We start from the raw sequence: 21,693 nt of genomic DNA, 5'->3' as shown, positions 1-21,693 counted from the left end.
AGTAGTAAAATGTTCTGGCACTACATCTCCACATTATGTCCTATCCACGTGAGGAGATACCGTCCAGTGCCTTTTGATGGCAATAATGCGGATCAAGATAATTAAAAAAATGGTAATAAGTTGGTTGACTTCTTCCGGCGATCCGGTAGATCTTAAGATCAAATACACAATGCCTCCAATATAACAGGGTATAGCGTATATTTCATCCCGAAATATCAATGGAGGAACATTGGAAAGCACATCGCGGAGTACGCCGCCAAAGACCGCCGACATCACCCCCATATTCAAGGCGATAAAGGGTGTAAATCCCAAGCCAAGTGTTTTTTCCAATCCAATGATCGTAAAAACACTAATTCCTATCGTGTCGAACAAGAACATCGTCTTTCGAAACCGAAGTACTGTGGACTGGAAAACGGTGGCCGCCAAATACCCGATAAAAATATATAAAAAGTACTCCGTGGAATGTATCCAAAATACAGGACTGGCTCCCAAAAACAGATCACGTAAAGTCCCTCCCCCAGTGGCTGTCACAAAAGCAATGACCAGAGCTCCAAAATAATCGAATTTGTTATTTAATGCGGCTAAAGCTCCACTCATAGCAAATACGATGGTGCCAATGATGTCCAGGTAATCCACAAAATTAATATCCATAGGCTTTCCGGCTTCGGGGCAAAGATGGGAAATTTAAGCCACAACTATTTGCATCCATAGTCAATTTTCAACGCGCGCACCGCATACACTTCATCGATTCTGGCATATAAAGTAATCGGTGATACCATTTGTATTTGATAATGCCGTATAAGATTTTGTAAATATTCAAAGATTGTCGAGGAAAAAAACGGAGGTTTAGCTGGAGTTACACCGTGTATTTTTTATTCCACAAGATGCGCTGTGTTATCAAAAGATGTGTAAGTCATACGAGCATACCGTGCATTTTTGAGTGACACTTATTTCTTATCCAGATATCAAGGATAGATAATTACGTGAAATATTTTAATTCCGATATGAACCTTACGTATTTTTATTTTTATCTTTTACCTGCCAGTTTCGACAACAAATTTTAATTTCATTGATCAGGTATTTATGATTATTCACCTCATTGCCAGCCCACGGAATGTCTCCACGGCATTAATGTACAGCTTTGGTCAGCATACGGACGTTCTACCGATGGATGAACCCTTTTATGCCTGCTATCTGGCCGAAACCGGCAAAAATCACCCTGATCGGGAATTAATTTTGGCACATCAATCAAAAGATCGGGCCAGCATTATCGGTGATATTCATAAAGCAGCGGAAAAATTTCCGGTGGTCTTTATCAAAAATATGGCGCATCATATCCAGCCTGAGGATTTTAGTATGATGGAGGACTGGAAGCCTATTTTTCTCATTCGTCACCCTTGTCTTCATATTCAGTCCTTTGCCAAAGTGATCCCTGAACCCTCCCTTGAAGATCTGGGGACGACGACCCAACGGCAATTATACGACATCCTGAAAGTCCAGGGCGTAAATGCTCATGTCATAGATGCCAATCAACTATTAGCAAACCCGGAAAGGATACTTCGTCATTTGTGTGAAAAGTTGAAATTTCCATTTCAGAAATCCATGTTGCGCTGGCCCCCGGGTCCCAAATCCTATGATGGCTGCTGGGCGCCTCACTGGTACCAAAGTGTATGGGACACGACGCGGTTTGGTCCGGCAAAAAGTCCGGATTCAGTCACACTCCCAGAATATTTGCAGCCATTGCTAATGGAATGTTTGACCGATTATCAATATCTTTATGAACAAACGAAAACATAAACCATGCTTCAAAAATTTGACTCCCGAAATGAAGATATCCACATCTGGGTAGGTGATGGTTTATACCCCAGAGGTGAGGCGAAGGTATCCGTATTTGACAGTAGTGTTCAGGGTGGCGATGCAGTATGGGAGGGGATCCGTGTTTACGAAGAAGGCATCTTCTCGCCGGATCGTCATCTGGACCGGTTGTACCACTCGGCCAAGGCACTGGCATTTGATGTTATCCCGGACCGTTCATACATCAAAAAAGCAATCTATGAAACACTCACGGCCAATAAAATGTACAGCGATGTGCACATCCGGCTCACCCTAACACGGGGTGAAAAAATCACCAGCGGTATGGATCCCCGGGTTAATCAATCAGGTCCCTGCCTGATCGTACTGGCAGAATGGAAACCACCCGTCTATGACAATAAAAGCGGGATTCGGGTAATCAGCACCTCGGTCCAACGCAACTCACCTCGTCACCTCGATTCCAAAATACATCACAACAACCTGCTCAATAATATTCTTGCCAAGATCCAGGCCAACGTCGCCGGAGTGGATGCGGGATTAATGCTGGATACGGAAGGTTTTGTAGCGGAGTTAAATGGCACCAATGTATTTACAATCCGGGATAATGAGGTTTTTACGCCACACGCGCATGCGTGCCTGCCAGGAATTACCCGCGGACTGGTCATGGAATGCTGTAGAGATCTGCAGATCCCCTGTACAGAAAAGAATCTGAGTCTTACTGAGTTCTATACTGCTGATGGAGTATTTGCCACAGGAACCATGGGAGAACTCACTCCGGTGACAGAGATTGACGGACGAGAAGTAGATTTTGACCGAGGTTGGGACATCTTCGAAGATATTCAAGGTCAGTTCAGAACCCTGATTCCGAAGTATTGCATTCCGGTAAAGGAGTTGTGAGGCTGAGGTAGAGGTTAAGTTTGAGGTAGAAGTTAACTTGAGCGTGTTCCAAATTGAAGTTGAGGACCCATTTAGGGACTATCAAGGGACTAATAAATAGCAGAGAACCGAACCTACCTTCCTATTCCAAATCCGGAAGATCTTCCTTATCTACATGTAGTTTTATGCTTCTGGCGACTCCCTTTTCTTTTGTGATAAAGCCCTTTTCCTCCAGTTTTTTATGGTGCTATTGACCGTCGCCAGACTTGTTCCGAAATAGTTTTCGAAATCTTTAAATGTAGGAGGAATTCTATTCAGCATTGTGTAATGGGATATGAACATTAGGTACTGGCCTTGTATAGGTGTGAACCTACTTTTCATTCCATTTGCTTTTCAGTAGTAAATTTTTGTATCGTTTATCTGTGCTGGTTAATGTTATTACACATTTTAGAATTAACGATTTACAGTCAACCAATCACAATTGATTCTTGTTCCTTCTTTGTCAACTTTGCAAACACCAGATCATAGGACGCACGAATCCATGTTCTGTATTCGTCATCACTTATCCGATGGGTGATCTCTATCGTATTCCAATGCCGTTTGTTCATATGGTAACCAGGTTTCACCTCAGGGTGTCGGGCCCGGAGGTCGATCGCTTTATCCGGATCACATTTTAGGTTGATCGATTCGAAGTTTTCTATATCCGTCAGAGCAAACATTTTTGTTCCCACTTTGAATACTAATGTATCCGGTCCAAATGGAAGTGACTCGGAAGTTCCCGGAAGCGAAAGGCAATAATCACGAAAATTTTCTATGTTCATTGGATCCAAGTTGACTTACTTATGCCCCTAAAATAGTGAATTAATAGCACTCGCAGGTTATCAAATCAGCTTCTATTACTAACAATAGTGACCAATGTATCAAATCACTGAGTGGGGTTGACCAGTTGAAAAGGCGTTACCTGAGTCCGTCTGCAGAAGAATTCTTCTCCGCAGTAACATCCCCAGTCGAAGCCTCGACGCAGACAGACTTTCAAATCCCGATTGCCAAGGAAAGTTCAATTCACTTTCCACCGTTAATAATTCAATTCTTTTTCTTCACTTATATTTGCAGTCCACTACCACAATCAAAATGAAGATTAACCTTCGGGAATTTTTACGATCAGAAGACACAGAATTTGGGTTTCGAGTTATTCTCGGAGGCGGGATTCCACTGTTCTTGCTAACCTTTCTCGGCTTTCCTCGAGAAGGCCTGATGGTTATGATCGGTTCTACTTTTATCTCCGGGATTGACATCCCGGCCGAACTACCGCGGAAACTCCGGTTAATGAGTTATTCACTGATATCAACACCCCTGGTTTTTATCATGATCTCATTGGCCCACCCATACCCGGTCTTGCTATACCCATTGTTAGCCGGATTTATTTTTGTGTTTAGTTTTTTGGCGCCATTTAGCTTCCATTTTGGGAAAGTCGCCTTTATGTCCAACCTGGCCATTATGCTTTCGCTGGGGTTTGCAGCTAATCTTTCTGAAATCAGTGAGATTTTTCGATCGGCCGGGCTTCTTTTTTCGGGTGGTCTGTGGTATATAGCATTTGCCAGTCTCATGCATTTTATTCAGCGCCCGGTTCAAGTCACGCGCCGCATCAGCAGTGTCCTGCATTATACGACAGGTTACTTCAAGGCAAGAAGTGCTCTATTTTCTCCGAACGAAGATTATGAACAACTTCTTTTGGACCTGGCCAAAAAACAGGCTGAATTAACCGATGCCCATGAAAAGGTTCGGGCAATGTTGATGCGAGATTTTGACTACTCTCGACAGACCAACAGCAGGCTGGGACGGATGCTTCATTTTTTTGCGGCTTTGGTTGACTTGTTCGACGAAGCTCTGGCCACATCATGGCGAATACAAGCCACTTCGGATGTAAGCGAGAATCCATTGCTCCGGAAAATCCTTTGTGATATCAATAATTCGATAGCCCGAATATTGACCAATCTTGAAAACCACCTCAATAAAGAATTATCCCTGAACGAATTAGAAGAGCTTCGTCATGATGTTCGATCCATGACGACCGAACTGGAAGCCGAACTTACGACCATGCGCACGGAAGTTCAAGCCAATAATAAAGCTGGAGATCATTACCATGCTTATAAGCCGATTCAGATTTACATTCAAGAACAAATGAACACCTTGGAATATATGATAGGTATTCTGGAGGGGACATCCACGATCGATCACACTAATTTAAAAGCAAAAGATCTTCCGCATTTCGAAACAAAAGATCAATTGCGACTGGAACAAATGCGGAGCCATCTTACCTTCCGGTCGGGGTATTTCAGATATGCGTTACGCGTGATGGTAACCGCCATGACCGCATATTTCGCAGTCCTCTTGCTGGGTTTTCAAAACCCCAACTGGGGATTGTTTACGGTTCTGGTCATTTTGAAGCCAGGGTATCGTGTTTCTAGAAAACGGCTTGTACTCCGGGTAGCCGGCACAGCTATTGGGGTGGTAGTAGCTTACGCACTTTTCATGGTCTTTCATCCCGGGCATCTCATAAGTTCTGTGATATTTCTGGCTGCTTTTTTTGGAGGATTTGCATTTATGACCCGCAATTATGCCATTGCATCGGTCTTTTTTACCATGTATATTCTGTTTTTATATGTCTTTTTGGACCGGAACTTTGAAATGTCAGCCTTCTTTCGATTTACCAATACCCTGCTGGCCGCCATAATAAGTATCTTTTCCATCCGACTTTTATTCCCGTACTGGGAAAACAACAGCATCAAATACTACCTGACCAATTCCATGCGCGCCACAAAAAACTACCTTCAAGTCATCTACCGGGAGCTCAAAGCTCAAGACATGAACCTGATGGCATACAAAGTAGCGCGAAAAGATGCTCAGTTGGCCATGGGCGAATTCACTCATGCTTACCAGCGCATTCTCGCTGAACCAAAAAGTAAACAGGGTAATATTGGAGAACTTAGCTCATGGGTATTGAATGCCTCAAGTATCCTGGCCGTTTGTTCCAATATTGGATTGTTCCTCCGGAGAGAACCCGATTACATTTTAGGACAGCATTACTTACAGGAATATTTTGATTGGATCATTGAATTCTATGGGGATGTCGTTTACGCTGTCGAGCACCATACGACAATATCCACGACTGATCAGATGAAATCTGTTCTACATGACCTGAAAGAGGATCACGAAAGACTCAATGAAGATATAAACCGGCTGGCCTCGGGCTATACCGAAATCTACATCGCCCGGGTTCACGAATACTTCCTTATTCACGAAATTCTTACACTCTATCACCTGATCGAACGTCTGCGGGCTTCCACGGAAGATTCACCTGTATTGGCAGAAGGAAGTGTGCATATCGAATATAGTTAATACATTTGAATTCATAAACCAGCAATATCTTTCGTTTTTCTTCGTCAAAAATCCTCGATGTAGCCCAGGCTGCTCCTCCGCTTTTTTTCCTCGCCTATCTTTGAATATCTACAGAACCTTGTACGGTATTAATACCAAAACCATCACCAGAGAGGTAAGTCAAAAGCCATGAATTTTGCGGCCTAGATTAATATAATCCAATATTTTAATGATCCCTGCCCCAGAAACACTATCTATATTTAATCTAATTAAAATTATTATACTACATTTACCACGGCATTATAAGAATTAAATGAAAGCACCGAGCCGACTAACAACGAACCTACAGGATACTGAACAGATCTTTTACCGACTCCAGACCGACAATATGGGGAGCTGTTCTTGCGGAAAAAAGAAAAAATGCTGTAAAAAGTATAAGAAATCCGGGAAACGGTGCGGGAAGTGTCCAGGCAAGAAGAAAAAGATCTAGTAAAAGTAATAGCCTGCGCCCAACCTGACAAATAGATGTTGAGAATCAATCGTTTCTTCAAAAGGATAATCTCTCCCATTCACAAAATTGGAACCATATTTTCCAAATTGCCCGGTAACGATTAAACTCAGTGAAAATTCCGGGATTACATAATACATCAAGCCTCCACCGGCCTCCACTGCAAACCCTTTCGATACCAATTTAGCATCATCGACAGGGTCCGTTCCATTGATGAATATTCGCGCCAGATTAAAATTCTGATACACCCCGCCTGCATGGACAATCGGCCGGATTTTTGAAGTCGTACCTCCAAAGGTGTACTGCCCGCCAAACCGGTACAAAGTGGTATTATATTTTTCCCATTCATCATCGGTATCAAAATTGATTCCTTCAAAAGCCAGGTATCCACTGATTGAATTGGTAAAACCATACCGCACTTCGGCCCCAAAACCTATACCGCCAGGATCCTCACCGGAAATGTCAGAGAGAAAATGTGAGTTGCTGTTCCAGCGCGCAAATTGTCCATGTACATGGACTGAAAACCCCTGAGAAACAGACTGAACAGTTTGACTTCTTAGTGGGATGCCCAAAATCATGATACCAAATAAAAAAAGAAGGATAACATGCCTTTTCATCAATTTAGGATTTTCAAATTTATAGTAATTGGTTCCAATTTAACATTCTCGAGAACGCTTCCTTTACTAAATACTATCTCGCCCCTGCGTTTCTCCAATATATCATGGTAATTCAGCTCCAGCCATTGGCCATCCAGTGTTTCTATAGCTTCGATGCGAATCCCCAGTGAACCCCTGCCTCCCTGTTGTGATGCTTTTGCATCAATGATTTTGGCTCTGACCCGCGCATTTTGTTCCGTGACCATGTGTTTCCCGGACCAAATTGGTTTTTCCGCTGTTAAATAAACCAATTCTCCCTCTTCTACCATGTTGGATGAGATATCATGTGTAAATCGTACTGTAATCAGGCTTTCAGGCAGGTAAAGGTTTTCAATCCGGGAATCCACCGACTCTTTGTTTAGTTTTACATCAGGCAATGTGTTTTCAGAACCGGATATATGTCTTTGTTTATTCAAAAATACATTGGCCGATGTCTCATCTAAATTTTTAGATAGCTGCTTTTCTCCACTGGATCCAGATTCTCCCGGTTGGGTTGATTTAATTGCACCCGAATCCAAATTAATATTTTCGGATTCCTTTCCGGTCAATTTATGCAATTTTGAATCGGGACGTGATGCTGATGGAGGAACTATGTTTTTATCGGCCTGAGCTATTTCATAAGATTGATCCACAAAGGATCGTGAATTCACCGACTGGTTGTCCGGATCTGTATCAGGAACCTGCCGGTCAGGATTAAGCGCGGACAATTCGACCCTGTTGTCCCGGGAGCGCAGTACCTTCTGCTCTGATGAGATGCCTTCAGGGTCCGGCTTACCATTCTCACGTTGCACGAACCAACGGTATACACCGACTGATAACAACAAAGAGATCACAACATATGGTAAAATTCTAAAAATTTTTGTCCACCATTTTTTAGAAGTTAAATTTTCAGATTCCCTGGCGGCTGCCGTTTCGTGCAATTGCTGTGCGCTGCGCACTCCTGAGGATGGAACGCCTTCTGCCTGATCTTCCAAATGGCTTTTTTCCAGATAACTTTCAATAGCAAATATCAGGTCATTGTAGTCATTTTCTTTATGAAGCCGGATATTGAGCGTGTTGATATCTTTGAGTATCCGGGTCAGATTAGCTATATTGTTACGGATTTTCTGATAGAGATTGAGATCGTCCGTGATACCTTCGATATAACTGAGATTCTTTAGTTCTCTGATTTTTGATTCGAGATGATCCGTTTCATTTTCCCAGTACCGAACCAACTCAAGTCGTTCTGCTGATTTTGCAATGGATACTTCATCCAGCACTATCGGAAATATACGTTGAATCATATTCTTATTCTCATAGATCTGCAACAACTCAAACATACAGTATTCACTATGCAAATACTTATTACTCACCACAAGAATGATGGCATCTGCCTGGCCCAAGTTTTCCATAAAAGAGGTAATGCTTTCACGGTATCCAAGATCCTGACGATCCATGATAATATTGAGCCCTGTTTTACGGCACCGGTTGTATATTTCCTGAACTACTTCTTCACTGACACCCCCCCAGGCATGAGATATGTATATGCTATGATCAGTCTCCGGTGTCATACCCTTCATAAGTTTCATCATAAATGGAACGGTCACAGACATATAATTCACCCCGTACACCTTTCATTAGATAGTCTCCGGGCTTACCTTTCATCACTCCTTCGATGGTTTCCACTTCAAAAGGTTCATTGATCTGAACTGCCTCTACAGCCAGTGGTTTCTTTTTGACCATTTCAAAATCCAGATTCCAACCTTTGTTTTGTGTAAACCGTTTTACAGGTTGGCCTGAAGGATGATTCAGCGAAAAACGATCAGGAAAATGTTCCGTTTTCATATGACGTTCTGCGGCTAGACGACCTATATCATATAGGGTGGAAATATTTCGATAATTGTCCATGGAGCTCAGATTTTTCACTTCTTTTTCTGAAAAGTCGAGCCCCATTTCAGCCAGATAAGACCGGTCGTAAAGCACATCATACCGAAGATAACTCAGGGCATGTTTTCCATTGAGGCTGTCAAGTTTCAGATCACCTATTTCGCTGTCAATTTCCGTGGCCGTAGGTGAATCTGATAGAATCTGCATAATGACCTGATTGTAATAATTGGCATCGGTCATAAAATGATCCGGTAACATACTCGCCCAATCCATCAGATTCAAATGTTTGAAATCTGAATAGCTATATTTCCGGCTCAGTGAACCGGTACCCACGGAGACCATTTTGAGCTGATCTGTTCCCATCTGCCAGTGAAATGGATACCCTTTTAGTGTGGCTAGAAGCAAGAGGGTTAGCGAAGGATTGTTTGCCATGCTGATGCCACCGTCTATGAATGAGCCCTTTTCCTTATTACCGATATCCAGGATCAGTGGGAGAAAATAGGTAGGCGCTGCAGCACTGGCCCGTACCACTTTCCAGAGTGGGATGTCTTTGTTAAGGTCATAATACTTCCCCTCCGGGTGGTTGTGAAAAGGCCAGGTACTGAATGTATCAGCTCGTTTTGTAACGATGCACAGCCCTGTTTTGACTTTGTCCTGATCACCCAACTTGACATCTCCAAGCACATCTTTCAATGACTTATTAAGTGGCTTGATATCGTATTTCTCGCCTTTGGTCAGATATCGGAGTAAATTTTTCTTTTTACCAAAAATCTTATCACCAAGGGTCATATAATAATCAGTGAGTTCAGATACAGGCATTCCCAAAGCAAGACCGGTGGCAATGATTGACCCCGTGCTCGTCCCGCCGATTAGATCAAAGTAATCGCACAGGAGTAAGTCCGGATTATCGTGTTGTTCACGTAATATCATCTCCATCCGTTCCAAAAAACCAAGAGTGAGAATACCGCGAACACCTCCGCCATCGAGCGAGAGAATTCTTTTTGGTCCGGGACGTGTTAATCGTTGTTGAAGTGGTGTCATACTTCCGGATTGAGGCGATAAACAATACTTTGCAACAGGCATTTCTCTTTCCGCTTGATCAAATCTGCAGGTAAGATACTAAAATAATTAGAATATAGGGGTTTAGGGGTTTAAGGGTTTAGGGGAAGCAAACCGTTGGATACTCCCGCACATTTTTCCGGATTTATTTTTCAACAAATTGCGATTCAATACCACCTATATCAAAATGCTCTCAGAACTTAAAATGATTCGCCATAGCACACCAAATCAGAATATGGTCAATCCTAAAATCCTAGTCAATCCTAAAATCCTAGTCAATCCAGTAAAAGCAAAGCCAGTTTATACGCTAACCGGGCACCGACGTTCCCATCCCAATCATTCCCAGCACCGGCTACCTCACAGAGATCCGCCCCGATAATCTCCCGTCCGGAATCATGAATTTGTTCCAGTAAGTAAATAACCTGCTGATAATCCAATCCTCCCGGTACCGGTGTTCCGGTATTGGGACAGTTCGCAGGATCCAGTCCGTCTATATCCAGGCTGATATAAATCCGTTCCGGAAGATCGGCAACGATCCGCTCACACTGATCCCCCCATGATTCTCCTTCAAATATCCTTTGCACCATATCATGCATAAAATGCGTTTTCACCCAACCATAGGAGTCGTTGATCCGCTGTTCCTCTTCCGGACACCAATCCCGAATACCAACCTGAACTAGATTGGTAACACTGGGACAATCGTTCATCACATTGTACATGATGGAGGCATGCGAATATGTAAATCCTTCATATGCTTTCCGCAGATCACAATGCGCATCGATCTGAAGGACCCCGAACCCCTCATGATATGCTTCCAACGCTTTGATATATCCGTAGGGCGTGCTGTGGTCTCCGCCGATCAAGAGTACCTTTTTATGCAGTTCCAGGTACTTCTTACTCATATTATAAACCTTGGTATTGAGTTTTTCTGAAGCTCGGTTAATGTCATCCAATCTTATCCTCCATTCATCAGATTCTTCTATCTGCTCGCCTTCTTCCCACGCCGTAATTATCTGAGTGGCTTTATTTCGCCATTTCTCGTTCCATTTTAATATTTCGGGATTGGACGGTACCATAAAAATCCCCTTTTTCCACGTTTCCGGGAAGGCATGGTCACCTATATCCAGCTGATAAGAAGATGCAAGGATGTTCATTGGAGCTGTTGCTGTTCCTTCTGCAAATGAAGTAGTTACATCCCAGGGGACCGGCAAAAGGACACAATGGGCGTCTTCTTCTTTGAAAGGTAGCCCCATGAACTGACCATTGACCACACCAGGATTATTTGGGTTGTAATTTTTGATAAAAGTCATACTTTAAGATTTACCCACCCAAAGATACAGGAAAAAAGTCTGGTACAAAGCACCAAACCCAGGTATGGGCCTCATTAAGGTTTCTTAATTGTACTAAGCTTCATAACTATAACCAATCAGTTGCAATTTATCAATGCGATTTAGTATTTTTGTCATTCAGCTATAAAACAGAACAGCCTTATGAAAAAAGACATCATAATTATAGGTGCCGGCGGTGTCGGTCGGGTCGTTGCGTACAAATGTGCGGAACAAAAGGAGACCTTTGGCCGGATACTTCTGGCCAGCCGGACCAAATCCAAATGCGACGAAATCAAAGAAGCCATCGGTGATGATCGCATCACCACGGCCTCTATTGATGCTATGGACACCCCGGCGGTGGTCCAGCTTATCAAAGAATTTGGGGCAGACCTCGTCATTCATGTAGCCCTCCCCTACCAGGATCTGGCCATCATGGATGCTTGTCTGGAAGCGGGTGTGCATTATCTCGACACCGCCAACTATGAACCGGAAGATGAAGCCAAATTCGAGTATAAGTGGCAATGGGCCTATCACGACAAATACAAAGAATCCGGAATCATGGGGTTATTGGGCTGCGGATTTGATCCGGGTGTGACCTCGATCTTTACGGCTTATGCTGCCAAGCATTATTTTGATGAAATCCAATACCTGGACATTGTGGATTGCAATGCCGGGGATCATGGCCATCCGTTTGCTACCAACTTCAATCCCGAGATCAACATCCGGGAAGTCACCCAAAAAGGAAAATACTGGGAAAACGGACAATGGGTAGAAACCGAACCACATCAGTTCATGAAAGAATTGACCTATCCCGGAATTGGCCCCAAAAATTCTTACCTGATCTATCACGAAGAACTTGAATCGCTGGTCAAAAACTTTCCGACCATCAAACGAGCGCGTTTCTGGATGACCTTTTCAGATGAATACCTGACTCATTTGCGTGTGATACAGAACATCGGTATGGCAGATATCGAACCAATCAACTATGAAGGAAAACAGATCGTTCCCATCCAGTTTCTCAAAGCCGTTCTTCCCGACCCAAAAACATTGGGCACCAATTATAAAGGGTGGACCTCTATCGGATGTCGCATCCGGGGTGTAAAAGATGGTCAAGAACGAACCTTGTATATTTATAACAATACGAATCACGAAGTGGCCTATGAAGAAACAGGAACGCAAGGTGTTTCTTATACGACCGGCGTACCAGCCATGATCGGTGCTAAGATGATGATGACCGGCCAGTGGATGAAGTCCGGGGTATTCAATGTGGAAGAATTTGATCCGGATCCATTCATGGAAGAGCTCAATAAAAATGGGCTCCCGTGGGAAGTAGAACAGGATATAGATCTCGAACTGTAACCCACACCACCAACCCACAGATATGACCATTAATGAAAACTACCCCCACATAAATGCTCCGGCATATGTACTCGAGGAAAAAAAGTTAATCAAAAACCTGGAGATGCTCCGTGAGGTCCGGGATGAAGCAGGCATAGAAATCATCCTGGCACTGAAAGCAGTCGCGTTGTGGCCGGTCTTCCCGCTGATCCGTCAATATCTCAATGGCGCCACGGCCAGTTCACTGAATGAGGCACGATTAATTAAAGACCACATGGGAGACAGAGCCCATGTCTATGCACCGTCCTATCGATCAGAAGAATACGAACTCTTAGCTGCCACCGCCCAGTCTATCACCTTCAATAGTTTGAGTGAATACAAACGTCATTATCCCTCCCTCAAAAACCTAAATTCGTCTTTGCATTTTGGTCTAAGGGTCAATCCGGGATACAGCGAAATCGATGTAGCGCTCTATGATCCGGCTGGCCCGGGGTCGCGCTTGGGCATTCATACGTTAACCCAGCTTCCGTCCGGTATTACAGGACTTCATTTTCATGCGCTGTGTGAGAATAATTCATTCACTTTTGAACGGGTACTGGAATCTTTTGAAACCCGATATCAACAGTTTCTACCGGACCTGGAATGGGTTAATTTTGGAGGAGGGCATCTGATCACTGAAGCATCTTATGACATTCCCCACTTGATTTCTGTACTCAAAAAATTTAAGGAACGCTACCCACATCTCAAGGTGATTATGGAACCCGGATCGGCTGTTGCCTGGCAAACCGGCTTTTTGAAAACCACCGTCAAAGATGTGATCGACACACCAGATCGAAAATTCCTTATGCTTGACATTTCTTTTACCGCGCACACCCCGGACTGCCTTGAAATGCCTTACAATCCCGCCGTGCGTCATGCTCAGTTTGGAACAAATGGCGAGCACGTTTATTATCTAGGTGGAGCCAGCTGTCTGGCCGGTGACCAACTGGGCCCATACTCCTTCAAAAACAAAATGCAAGCCGGTGACCACCTGATCCTGGAGGATATGATCCACTATACACTGGTCAAGACAACCATGTTCAACGGGGTGCAACATCCTGATATAGGAATGATTGACCGAGCCGATCAATATAAAGTCCTTCGACGATTTGATTACGAAGATTACAAAAATAGAATGGGGTGATTATTAATTATTGATTGTGAATGGTTCATGGTGAATTATTGAGGATGAATTATGAAGCAATCGCCATGTATTCTTCATCGATGCTTTGACATGATTTACATATTCATCAAAATCTTTCATGGCATTGCTTTGAAAAATTGTTCGAGTGGTTGAAGCAGTGCCCGCATAAGAAGTCTACCAAAAATTTGTTACTTGCAACCTTCAATGAAAATAAAAAAAAACAACGAAAACAAATACCATCAATGGTTGAGTACTTTGGAGCCACTTTATGGGGAAAGAGAAGCCCGGAGTATGTGGCGTTGGTACCAGGAAGCCGGACGACCCGAAAAAAAGTTTGCAGACGATCTGGCGAAATTGGCCAACCACTACCCCATCCAATACCTCACAGGGTATAGCTATTTCTATGGTGACAAGTATTTGGTCAACGAGGACACTTTGATTCCGCGTCCTGAAACCGAAGAACTGGTATACCAAGTTTTGGAAGATCACCCCAATGATCAGGCCTCCCTGCAGGTGGTCGACCTGGGGACCGGGACCGGTTGTATTCCTATTACGCTAAAGAAACACAGGCCGGCATGGCAGGTAATGGGAATTGACCTCTACGAACCAACGCTAGAAATAGCCCACACGAACAGTGCTCTACATAATGTATCTATTCAATGGGAAATACAGGATATACTTACCCTGGATGTCCGTTTGCTTCATAATGTTGATCTTCTAATTAGCAATCCGCCCTACATTTCACCTCATGAAAAACAGTACTTGGGAGGTAATGTATTGAAATACGAACCGCATCGAGCGCTTTTCACAACTGATGATCAGGGTCTCGAATTTTACAAGGCGATAGCATCATTCGGCGATAAGTTAAAATCAGGATCCGAAATATATCTGGAGATCCATGAACACAATGGGCCGGAAATTGTCCGATTGTTTGAGGATGTTAAGGTATTCAGAGCGCCGCGGGTTTTCCAGGACATGCAGGGAAAGAATCGAATCGTTCACATCATCCGGGAATAAATACATTCATAGATTAAAATATATAAAAAGCTGACATATAGGTCCGCATAAACCTTGATTTAGGGTCATGGTTTCAACATTTCTTTCAAAACGGGTAAAATTTTAAAGTAAAAAGATGGCCGGGTTCATGAATATTATTCATTTTTGCGGCCAGATTTACTTACTTAAATTCACAAGGCATGAAACAGGTTTTACTTTTATTCATTTTATTCAGTAGTTTTTGTTCATTGGGATATTCCCAGACAATCTCCGGAAAGGTGATTGATGCGAACACCGATGAATCTTTGATTGGCGCTACAATTTCCGAAAAAGGAACTTCGAGTGGTACTGTCACGGATTTTGAAGGTGATTTTTCACTGGCGATCCAAAAGACTCCAGCTATCCTGACTATATCTTATGTGGGATACGAGGCAAAATCCATAACGATCAACGAAAGTTCTAATGCAGATCTAGGAACTATTTCATTAAGCTCCAGTGCATTTGGCCTGGAAGAAGTAGTCATTACTGGAGTTATGGACATTGTTCAAGATCGTCGGACCCCCGTCGCCGTATCGACGATAACGTCAGCAGACATTCAGGCAAAAGCCGTCGGAAACGTAGAGCTTCCTGAAATCGCCAAAGCAACACCATCCATCTATGTAGCCAATCAGGCAGGAGGTTATGGCGATTCAGAGGTATGGACCCGCGGATTTGATCAAACAAATACGGCATTTCTGCTTAATGGTCAACCAATTAATGGCATGGAAGATGGGAAAATGTATTGGTCGAATTGGTCCGGATTGACAGATGTTGCCAGTGCCATACAGATCCAGCGTGGTCTGGGTGCTTCTAAACTGGCCATATCCTCTGTAGGAGGAACATGGAACTTTATCATGAAAGCAACCGATATCGCGAAAGGCGGAAATGTATCAACGACGATTGGCAATGATAATTACAACAAAGTCGGAGCCTCCTACAGTACGGGGTTAATCGATGACAAATGGGGTCTAACCGTGCTCTTTTCCAATTGGTCCGGTGACGGTTGGGGCTATGGTGCCAAAGGGCAAGGGCAAACATACTTCATCTCAGGTGGATATAAACCCGCAAAAAATCACGCCATCAATCTACTTATTACTGGTGCCCCTCAGTGGCACGACCAAAAATTCACCAACACCATAAATAGTTACTATAATGCAGAAGGTGAGTTGGATCCGCGCTATAACAGCAACTGGGGAATCTATGATGGTAAATACTTCACGGAACGAAGAAACTATTACCACAAACCGATAGCCAATCTTAACTGGGATTGGGATATTAATGCTCGATCGTCCTTTTCCACCGTATTATATGGATCCTTGGGACGTGGCGGCGGAACCGGTGGACTCGGTGGCTCTAAAATAAGAACAGAGTCCGGTTTAATCAATTTTGATGCAACAGCTGTGGACACCTCGACCAACTACATCCGGCGTTCGTCAGTGAATAACCACAACTGGTTTGGTGCTGTATTGAAGTACGAAAACCAACTCACCAATACGCTGCATCTTAGTGTAGGATCTGATCTTAGAAGATATTACGGCGATCATTTCCGACAGGTCAACGAACTTTTTGGACGAAGTGGTTTCACTCAAAGGGGGATACCTGCATTTCCTAACGGATATACGATTCGTGAAGAATTCAAAGCAACACCCTGGGCCTCCATTTCCAACTATGCTCCGGAAGGAAAACGCATCGCTTATAATAATGCAGAGACAATCCGCTACGCCGGAATGTTTGGTCAGCTGGAATTCGCCAAAAACAATTTCTCTGCCTACCTTCAAGGAGCCATATCAAGCCAGGATCACGTCCGTCACGAACTTTTTTATGAAACCAAAGGCAATCAAGACTCAGAAAAAGTAGTCAACGACGGGTACAATGCCAAGCTCGGCATGAGTTATTCCATCAGTGATAATCATCTGTTCTTCGCTAATACGGGTATCTATTCCCGACAGCCTTTTCACGATGTCGTCTTTGTGGGCAATTCCAATCAGGTCAATGAGAACACGAACAACGAGGAAATTTTTGGCGTAGAGTTGGGGTATAAATTTACCTCTTCTGATTTTTACGCCAATGTTAATGTTTATCGAACAGCCTGGAACAATCGCGTGGACTTCAATAGCCTGGAAGTAAAACCAGATGGTACTGTTCGATTGACGAACAATAATGTATATACGGCGATCGGAATGGATCCCTACGAGCTTCTATTCCAGGATCAGTTGCACACCGGTGTTGAATTGGACTTGGGTTACCATGTCTCAGACCAATTCCGACTTAAAGGGTTTGCGTCGCTCGGAAACTGGGAAGTTATCGGAGATCGCGATGTAGAACTTTACGATGGAGATGGCGCCCGTCAGAAAGTAGATGATTATACCGTAAGCGGTGATGATGTCAAAGTAGGAGGCGCTCCACAAACCTCCTTTGGTGTCGGTGCGCACTGGAAAATCACCAACAAGCTGGCTGCGGAAGCAAATTATTTATACTTTGCTAATCTTTATGCGCGCAACGGAGGCATCGAGTTACCAGCCTATGGAATTATGGATTTAAATATGAGTTATACCATTCCACTGAGCAATGGTCATGTATTCCGGATTATCGGAAACGTCTACAATCTTCTCGATGAACTGTACATATCAAATGCCCGATCTTCTATTCCGGCCAGCAACAGTGAATCAGAAAACTGGAAAGGCATCAACAAAGAAAACGATGTTATGTTCGGAAAAACCAGAACGGCGAATATTACGCTCAAATATTCTTTCTGATGTTTCGAAAGGATTTCGGACTGCGATTTGCAATGATTTGACGGTGGTCAAAAAACTTGTGATGAGCCATCATTCTTAAAATATCACTGCCCTGAGTAATCTTATTCAGGGCAGTTTTGTTATATACATGTATCTTATATGGCTATTACCTATTTTTTGATTTTAAACCACACGTACGAACATGGTAAAATTGACAAAAAATCTGATCGAAGACCTCAGTAAATTCACGGGTAAACATTGTATTTCCATCTACCTCCCCACCCATCAATACGGTGAAGAAGTAAAAAGCGGAAAGGACATTATTGTTTTTAAGAACTCGGTGGCTGAAGTTAAGGACCGACTTGAAGAATCAGGGATGTCTCCCCGAAAGATTGAATCCCTTTTGGAGCCTTTTTATAAACTTATAGAGGATCCCATATTTTGGAACAATCAGTTGGATGGCCTGGCTGTTTTTGCAGGTGAAGATTTTTTTAAAACCGTTCATCTAAAAACAAACGTGTCGAAAATTCAATGGGTGTCAGACCATTTTCTTTTAACTCCACTCATCGCCCACCTGGAACCGAAATGGGAATTCTATGTACTGGCACTGGATTTGAAAAATATTACCTTGTATCATGGTTCCAATACCGATATAGAGGACATCACCGATACACTTCCTGGTCTTCCAAGAGAACTCACCGATGTGGTCAGCGATGAGGACCGCTCAGCTGGTCTCCAGTTTAGAAGCCAGCAAGGCGGCTCAGGAGAAGCGATGTATCACGGTCATGGGGGGGGTAAAGAAATTCGAAAAAAGGAAATTCTCCGTTTTTTCCGAGAAATCAATGAAAGTGTAATTTCATTTTTAAGATCTGAAAACAAACCCCTCATAATTTTTTCTCAGGAATACCTTTTCCCGATCTATCAAGAAGCCAATGAGTACGGAAATCTTTTGAATAATTTAATTGCAAAGCATCCGGCTGGTGTCCAGTTAGATGAAATACACAACAAAGCCTGGGACCTAATCAAACCTTTGTTTTTCGAGAACAGGGATGGTAAGATCGAAACTTTTAAACAGATACATGGTGTAGGAAAAACAACGACCGATATTGAAGAGATTGTTCTAGCCGGACGACAAGGTCGTATAGACACCTTGTTTATTGCAAAAAATAAAGACATACTGGGTTATTATGATCAGTCAAATAATGAAGTAGTCGTCAAAGAAATGCCTTGGACCAGAAAAAATTCACTCGTCAACGATGCAGCGATACATACTTTTTCTACCGGCGGTGATGTGTTCCCTTTGGAACAGGACAAAATGCCGGACAGTCAAAAACCAGTCAATGCTTTATTGCGCCAATGAAACAGGCCGCTTTTTTAGACAATTCATACTGCTTATAAGAAGATGATTGAACGATTTAATCTACGAGTTTACGGTATCCTTGTCCGAAAAGGCAAGCTCCTGCTGAGTGAAGAACAATACCTGGGAAAAACATTGGTAAAGTTTCCCGGAGGCGGTGTGGAATACGGCGAAGGCGTGCAAGAAGCGCTCGTGCGTGAATGGAATGAGGAAGCTGGGTGTCCTATTAAAATTAATAGCATATTTCATGCCACTGATAAGTTCATCCAGTCCGCATTTGATCCAAAAGACCAGCTGGTTAGTTTGTATTACATCATATCCAGTGACGAAGATGTAAATGATTCGTTGGCAGAACACAAATTCTTTTGGGTAGATCTGAATCATAAGAATGCGACGACATTAACTTTCCCACAAGACAGTGAAGTCTTTCGCCTGGTGTGTGATACCTATGGGCACTAACCCGCGTTGGTCACCGTGCCTGTTTATTTTGATACATAATACTCTGTGTATTAATTGTTCATATTCCAATACTGGGATTATTACATATCCCTGTTTGGTGCCGGTTGACTTTTACAGGCCACTTGCGGTTTAATTGGGATTGATCTTATACACACCATCCACGGTCAGTGATCGGTAAAAAGGATTCTCCGATTTACGTTCAGCTACTAGCTTCATGGATGAACCATCAAAATTTTTCGTAATCTGTCGGGATGATCGGGTCGGACTCAAATACTCCAACGCGGCGTGGAGCAACGGTTCATCGAGACTACCCAATGGTTTAAGGTCAACGATATAATCCAACTCAGACAGTTCTATATCAGGTTCAAATCCATTTTCATATTCTCCAAAACCCGCTGAGTTGACGATTTTGGTCGTCAGGGGTTGCAGAGCATAAGTATGCAATTGGTTTCCTTGTGGTTTGGCCGCATAGTCACTGTCCGGCGTATCATATAATGTACGAGAGCCGACATTCTTACCCACGGTTGTCTCTCCAATGACCACAACATCCATGTATGGATTCAGACCGTTGATGATGGCTTCACTGGCAGATGCTGTAGCTGAGGAGGTGAGGACAAACAATCGTTTTAATCCTAAGCTGGTTAATGGTTCTGTCCCGGTCACCTCAAAATCTTCATTGAATTTATAAACCTTGTTCAAGAAGTTCAGCGGGTTATCCAGCTCTTCATGTTTGGAATTATAGTCAAAAGTAATAAATCTTTTCCCAGGATCATCCGAAAAGATCATACTCGCCAGGGTAGCTGCCGTAATCACCGAACCACCTGGATTGTAACGTAAATCAAGTACTAATTCTCCCACATTATTGTTTCTGAACTTGGTAAAGGCTTGATTGAGCTCACTGTGATACAGATGATTAAATCCGTTGAGCACCAAGTACCCTACAGTTACCCCTGAATTAGAAATCAATATTTCTGATTTAAATACCGGATTTTCGTGGACTATGGCTGCTGTCATGGGCACGGTGTTCCCCTGAACAAAGTTTCCATCATTTAATTTTACCAGCCCCAGATCATACGCTTTCTTATTGAATAGAAGTTCTTGATAATTTGAAATCGTTAGTTGGGTACCATTAACCTTACCGAACAAATCTCCCCTGCGAATACCTGCTTCATATGCCGGCGTACCCGGTAATACATACCGCACATACCCAATCAAGTCATTATTGGATGAGGAGAAACGTACTAATTGATAATCAAATCCAAAATCCTCAGAGATACCCTGAAGCTCGTTTTGAAGCGCAGTATAATCATCAACGATAAAAGAAAATTTATCCTTGACGTTGGGTTTGTAAAGCAAGCCGTCAAAAAAAGCCTCGGGGGACGAATAGGCGTTTAGGAGTGCTGCATAATCAGGAATATGATCATTTCTTGCATCATTGAGTAAGGGTTGATCCTCCTGGTAGAGGTACCAGGAATTCATGGCATTCCAGACAAAGTCTTTGATCTGGGTCTCTTTATCCTCGGGCAACTCAGTCAATTCTTCCTCCGGCTCCAGAATAGGTTCGCGTGAGCACCCTGTCAAAATTAAGAAGAGTGCGAATAAAATTAAAATTTTGTTATATTTAAGATGTTTGATAAAACTCATGCGTTTTTGACGTGTTTAGTTTGTAAATCGATCAGACAAAAATTAATAAAACAATGCAAATTTCTCAGGACTTATTGCCTTTTGCAATCTTCTTAATGGCTCTCCTATCTGGTTGCTCGACCCAGCAATACCTTACGGTCGAAGAAGCCAGCTACCAACCGGCCGTCTTCAATGAGTCCAGCCGAATTACAACCATTGAAGTCATTGTGTCTGATGTAGATACTAACGTCGTATTTACTGATTTGGTTTTTCAGAACCTGCGTGTCCCGGTTAGCACTGAAGAATTACCAGGTAACAGAGTCAAGGTAAGCGGTTATATCCAAATTGGTGGAAAACTAGCGGATGATCATTACCAAAAAATGACTGAAGAACCCAATAAATTATACTATAAGGTAGAAAAAAGCCAAAAATCAATTCTCCTGAAAAACGTAGAAAGACAAAAAACACAATTGCCATAAG

Annotated in this window: 17 protein-coding genes; 10 read left to right on the top strand and 7 right to left on the bottom strand. The window is 43.0% G+C overall.

Annotated features, from left to right (window positions below; all coding sequences use genetic code 11):
- Positions 1–33 precede the first annotated feature (33 nt).
- Positions 34–651, bottom strand: coding sequence for a trimeric intracellular cation channel family protein (locus KUV50_RS09790; protein WP_222579957.1), 618 nt, complete (start codon positions 649–651; stop codon positions 34–36).
- Between the two features lie 432 nt (positions 652–1,083).
- Here KUV50_RS09790 and KUV50_RS09785 point away from each other — a divergent pair, with 432 nt between their 5' ends.
- Complete coding sequence (locus KUV50_RS09785; protein ID WP_222579956.1) at positions 1,084–1,797, top strand: hypothetical protein; 714 nt, start codon at positions 1,084–1,086, stop codon at positions 1,795–1,797.
- Between the two features lie 3 nt (positions 1,798–1,800).
- Positions 1,801–2,709 carry an aminotransferase class IV gene (locus KUV50_RS09780; RefSeq protein ID WP_222579955.1) on the top strand — a complete coding sequence of 303 codons (909 nt, stop codon included), beginning with the start codon at positions 1,801–1,803 and terminating at the stop codon, positions 2,707–2,709.
- A gap of 446 nt (positions 2,710–3,155) precedes the next feature.
- Here the strand turns inward: KUV50_RS09780 and KUV50_RS09775 are convergent, their stop codons facing one another.
- On the bottom strand, positions 3,156–3,509 hold the full coding sequence (locus KUV50_RS09775; protein WP_222579954.1) for an MmcQ/YjbR family DNA-binding protein: 354 nt from the start codon (positions 3,507–3,509) through the stop codon (positions 3,156–3,158).
- Positions 3,510–3,819: 310 nt separating this feature from the next.
- Between KUV50_RS09775 and KUV50_RS09770 the strand changes: the two genes are divergently transcribed.
- A complete protein-coding gene (locus KUV50_RS09770) occupies positions 3,820–6,087 on the top strand; it encodes an FUSC family protein (protein ID WP_222579953.1) in 2,268 nt (755 codons plus the stop codon).
- 465 nt (positions 6,088–6,552) lie between these two features.
- Here the strand turns inward: KUV50_RS09770 and KUV50_RS09765 are convergent, their stop codons facing one another.
- The 4 genes from KUV50_RS09765 to KUV50_RS09750 form a co-directional block, all read right to left on the bottom strand.
- On the bottom strand, positions 6,553–7,191 hold the full coding sequence (locus KUV50_RS09765; protein ID WP_222579952.1) for a hypothetical protein: 639 nt from the start codon (positions 7,189–7,191) through the stop codon (positions 6,553–6,555).
- A complete protein-coding gene (locus tag KUV50_RS09760; RefSeq protein WP_222579951.1) occupies positions 7,191–8,789 on the bottom strand; it encodes a toll/interleukin-1 receptor domain-containing protein in 1,599 nt (532 codons plus the stop codon). The genes KUV50_RS09765 and KUV50_RS09760 overlap by 1 nt, the downstream gene beginning before the upstream one ends.
- On the bottom strand, positions 8,764–10,137 hold the full coding sequence (locus KUV50_RS09755; protein WP_222579950.1) for a patatin-like phospholipase family protein: 1,374 nt from the start codon (positions 10,135–10,137) through the stop codon (positions 8,764–8,766). Before KUV50_RS09755 ends, KUV50_RS09760 begins: the two co-directional genes overlap by 26 nt.
- Positions 10,138–10,430: 293 nt before the next feature.
- Positions 10,431–11,465, bottom strand: coding sequence for an agmatinase family protein (locus KUV50_RS09750; protein ID WP_222579949.1), 1,035 nt, complete (start codon positions 11,463–11,465; stop codon positions 10,431–10,433).
- A 180-nt stretch (positions 11,466–11,645) separates the two neighbouring features.
- Here KUV50_RS09750 and KUV50_RS09745 point away from each other — a divergent pair, with 180 nt between their 5' ends.
- The 6 genes from KUV50_RS09745 to KUV50_RS09720 all read left to right on the top strand — a co-directional run bounded on the left by KUV50_RS09745 (position 11,646) and on the right by KUV50_RS09720 (position 19,590).
- On the top strand, positions 11,646–12,842 hold the full coding sequence (locus tag KUV50_RS09745; RefSeq protein WP_222579948.1) for a saccharopine dehydrogenase family protein: 1,197 nt from the start codon (positions 11,646–11,648) through the stop codon (positions 12,840–12,842).
- Between the two features lie 22 nt (positions 12,843–12,864).
- On the top strand, positions 12,865–14,004 hold the full coding sequence (gene nspC, locus KUV50_RS09740; RefSeq protein WP_222579947.1) for a carboxynorspermidine decarboxylase: 1,140 nt from the start codon (positions 12,865–12,867) through the stop codon (positions 14,002–14,004).
- A gap of 204 nt (positions 14,005–14,208) precedes the next feature.
- Complete coding sequence (gene prmC, locus KUV50_RS09735; protein WP_222579946.1) at positions 14,209–15,021, top strand: peptide chain release factor N(5)-glutamine methyltransferase; 813 nt, start codon at positions 14,209–14,211, stop codon at positions 15,019–15,021.
- 179 nt (positions 15,022–15,200) lie between these two features.
- Positions 15,201–17,795 carry a TonB-dependent receptor gene (locus KUV50_RS09730; protein ID WP_222579945.1) on the top strand — a complete coding sequence of 865 codons (2,595 nt, stop codon included), beginning with the start codon at positions 15,201–15,203 and terminating at the stop codon, positions 17,793–17,795.
- Between the two features lie 181 nt (positions 17,796–17,976).
- The gene (locus tag KUV50_RS09725; RefSeq protein ID WP_222579944.1) at positions 17,977–19,134 is read left to right on the top strand and encodes a hypothetical protein; all 1,158 of its coding nucleotides are present in this window, start codon (positions 17,977–17,979) and stop codon (positions 19,132–19,134) included.
- A gap of 42 nt (positions 19,135–19,176) precedes the next feature.
- Positions 19,177–19,590 carry an NUDIX domain-containing protein gene (locus tag KUV50_RS09720; protein ID WP_222579943.1) on the top strand — a complete coding sequence of 138 codons (414 nt, stop codon included), beginning with the start codon at positions 19,177–19,179 and terminating at the stop codon, positions 19,588–19,590.
- A gap of 129 nt (positions 19,591–19,719) precedes the next feature.
- Here the strand turns inward: KUV50_RS09720 and KUV50_RS09715 are convergent, their stop codons facing one another.
- A complete protein-coding gene (locus tag KUV50_RS09715; protein ID WP_222579942.1) occupies positions 19,720–21,171 on the bottom strand; it encodes a S41 family peptidase in 1,452 nt (483 codons plus the stop codon).
- A gap of 116 nt (positions 21,172–21,287) precedes the next feature.
- On the opposite strand from KUV50_RS09715, the gene KUV50_RS09710 reads away from it, so the two are divergent.
- The gene (locus tag KUV50_RS09710) at positions 21,288–21,692 is read left to right on the top strand and encodes a hypothetical protein (RefSeq protein ID WP_222579941.1); all 405 of its coding nucleotides are present in this window, start codon (positions 21,288–21,290) and stop codon (positions 21,690–21,692) included.
- Position 21,693 lies beyond the last annotated feature (1 nt).

This window comes from Membranihabitans marinus (assembly GCF_019802045.1).
Lineage (GTDB): Bacteria > Bacteroidota > Bacteroidia > Chitinophagales > Saprospiraceae > Membranihabitans > Membranihabitans marinus_A.
Note: the sequence above shows the minus strand (reverse complement) of the source record. Positions and strands in the feature narration are given on the sequence as shown.

Bases quoted from the DNA above. Each gene is read 5' to 3' on its own strand.
- KUV50_RS09710 (WP_222579941.1), top strand. From the start codon at position 21,288: ATGCAAATTTCTCAGGACTTATTGCCTTTTGCAATCTTCTTAATGGCT.
- KUV50_RS09775 (WP_222579954.1), bottom strand. From the start codon at position 3,509: ATGAACATAGAAAATTTTCGTGATTATTGCCTTTCGCTTCCGGGAACT.
- prmC (WP_222579946.1), top strand. From the start codon at position 14,209: ATGAAAATAAAAAAAAACAACGAAAACAAATACCATCAATGGTTGAGT.
- KUV50_RS09780 (WP_222579955.1), top strand. From the start codon at position 1,801: ATGCTTCAAAAATTTGACTCCCGAAATGAAGATATCCACATCTGGGTA.
- KUV50_RS09750 (WP_222579949.1), bottom strand. From the start codon at position 11,465: ATGACTTTTATCAAAAATTACAACCCAAATAATCCTGGTGTGGTCAAT.
- KUV50_RS09760 (WP_222579951.1), bottom strand. From the start codon at position 8,789: ATGAAGGGTATGACACCGGAGACTGATCATAGCATATACATATCTCAT.
- KUV50_RS09790 (WP_222579957.1), bottom strand. From the start codon at position 651: ATGGATATTAATTTTGTGGATTACCTGGACATCATTGGCACCATCGTA.
- KUV50_RS09725 (WP_222579944.1), top strand. From the start codon at position 17,977: ATGGTAAAATTGACAAAAAATCTGATCGAAGACCTCAGTAAATTCACG.
- KUV50_RS09730 (WP_222579945.1), top strand. From the start codon at position 15,201: ATGAAACAGGTTTTACTTTTATTCATTTTATTCAGTAGTTTTTGTTCA.
- KUV50_RS09755 (WP_222579950.1), bottom strand. From the start codon at position 10,137: ATGACACCACTTCAACAACGATTAACACGTCCCGGACCAAAAAGAATT.
- KUV50_RS09745 (WP_222579948.1), top strand. From the start codon at position 11,646: ATGAAAAAAGACATCATAATTATAGGTGCCGGCGGTGTCGGTCGGGTC.
- KUV50_RS09720 (WP_222579943.1), top strand. From the start codon at position 19,177: ATGATTGAACGATTTAATCTACGAGTTTACGGTATCCTTGTCCGAAAA.
- KUV50_RS09765 (WP_222579952.1), bottom strand. From the start codon at position 7,191: ATGAAAAGGCATGTTATCCTTCTTTTTTTATTTGGTATCATGATTTTG.
- KUV50_RS09785 (WP_222579956.1), top strand. From the start codon at position 1,084: ATGATTATTCACCTCATTGCCAGCCCACGGAATGTCTCCACGGCATTA.
- nspC (WP_222579947.1), top strand. From the start codon at position 12,865: ATGACCATTAATGAAAACTACCCCCACATAAATGCTCCGGCATATGTA.
- KUV50_RS09770 (WP_222579953.1), top strand. From the start codon at position 3,820: ATGAAGATTAACCTTCGGGAATTTTTACGATCAGAAGACACAGAATTT.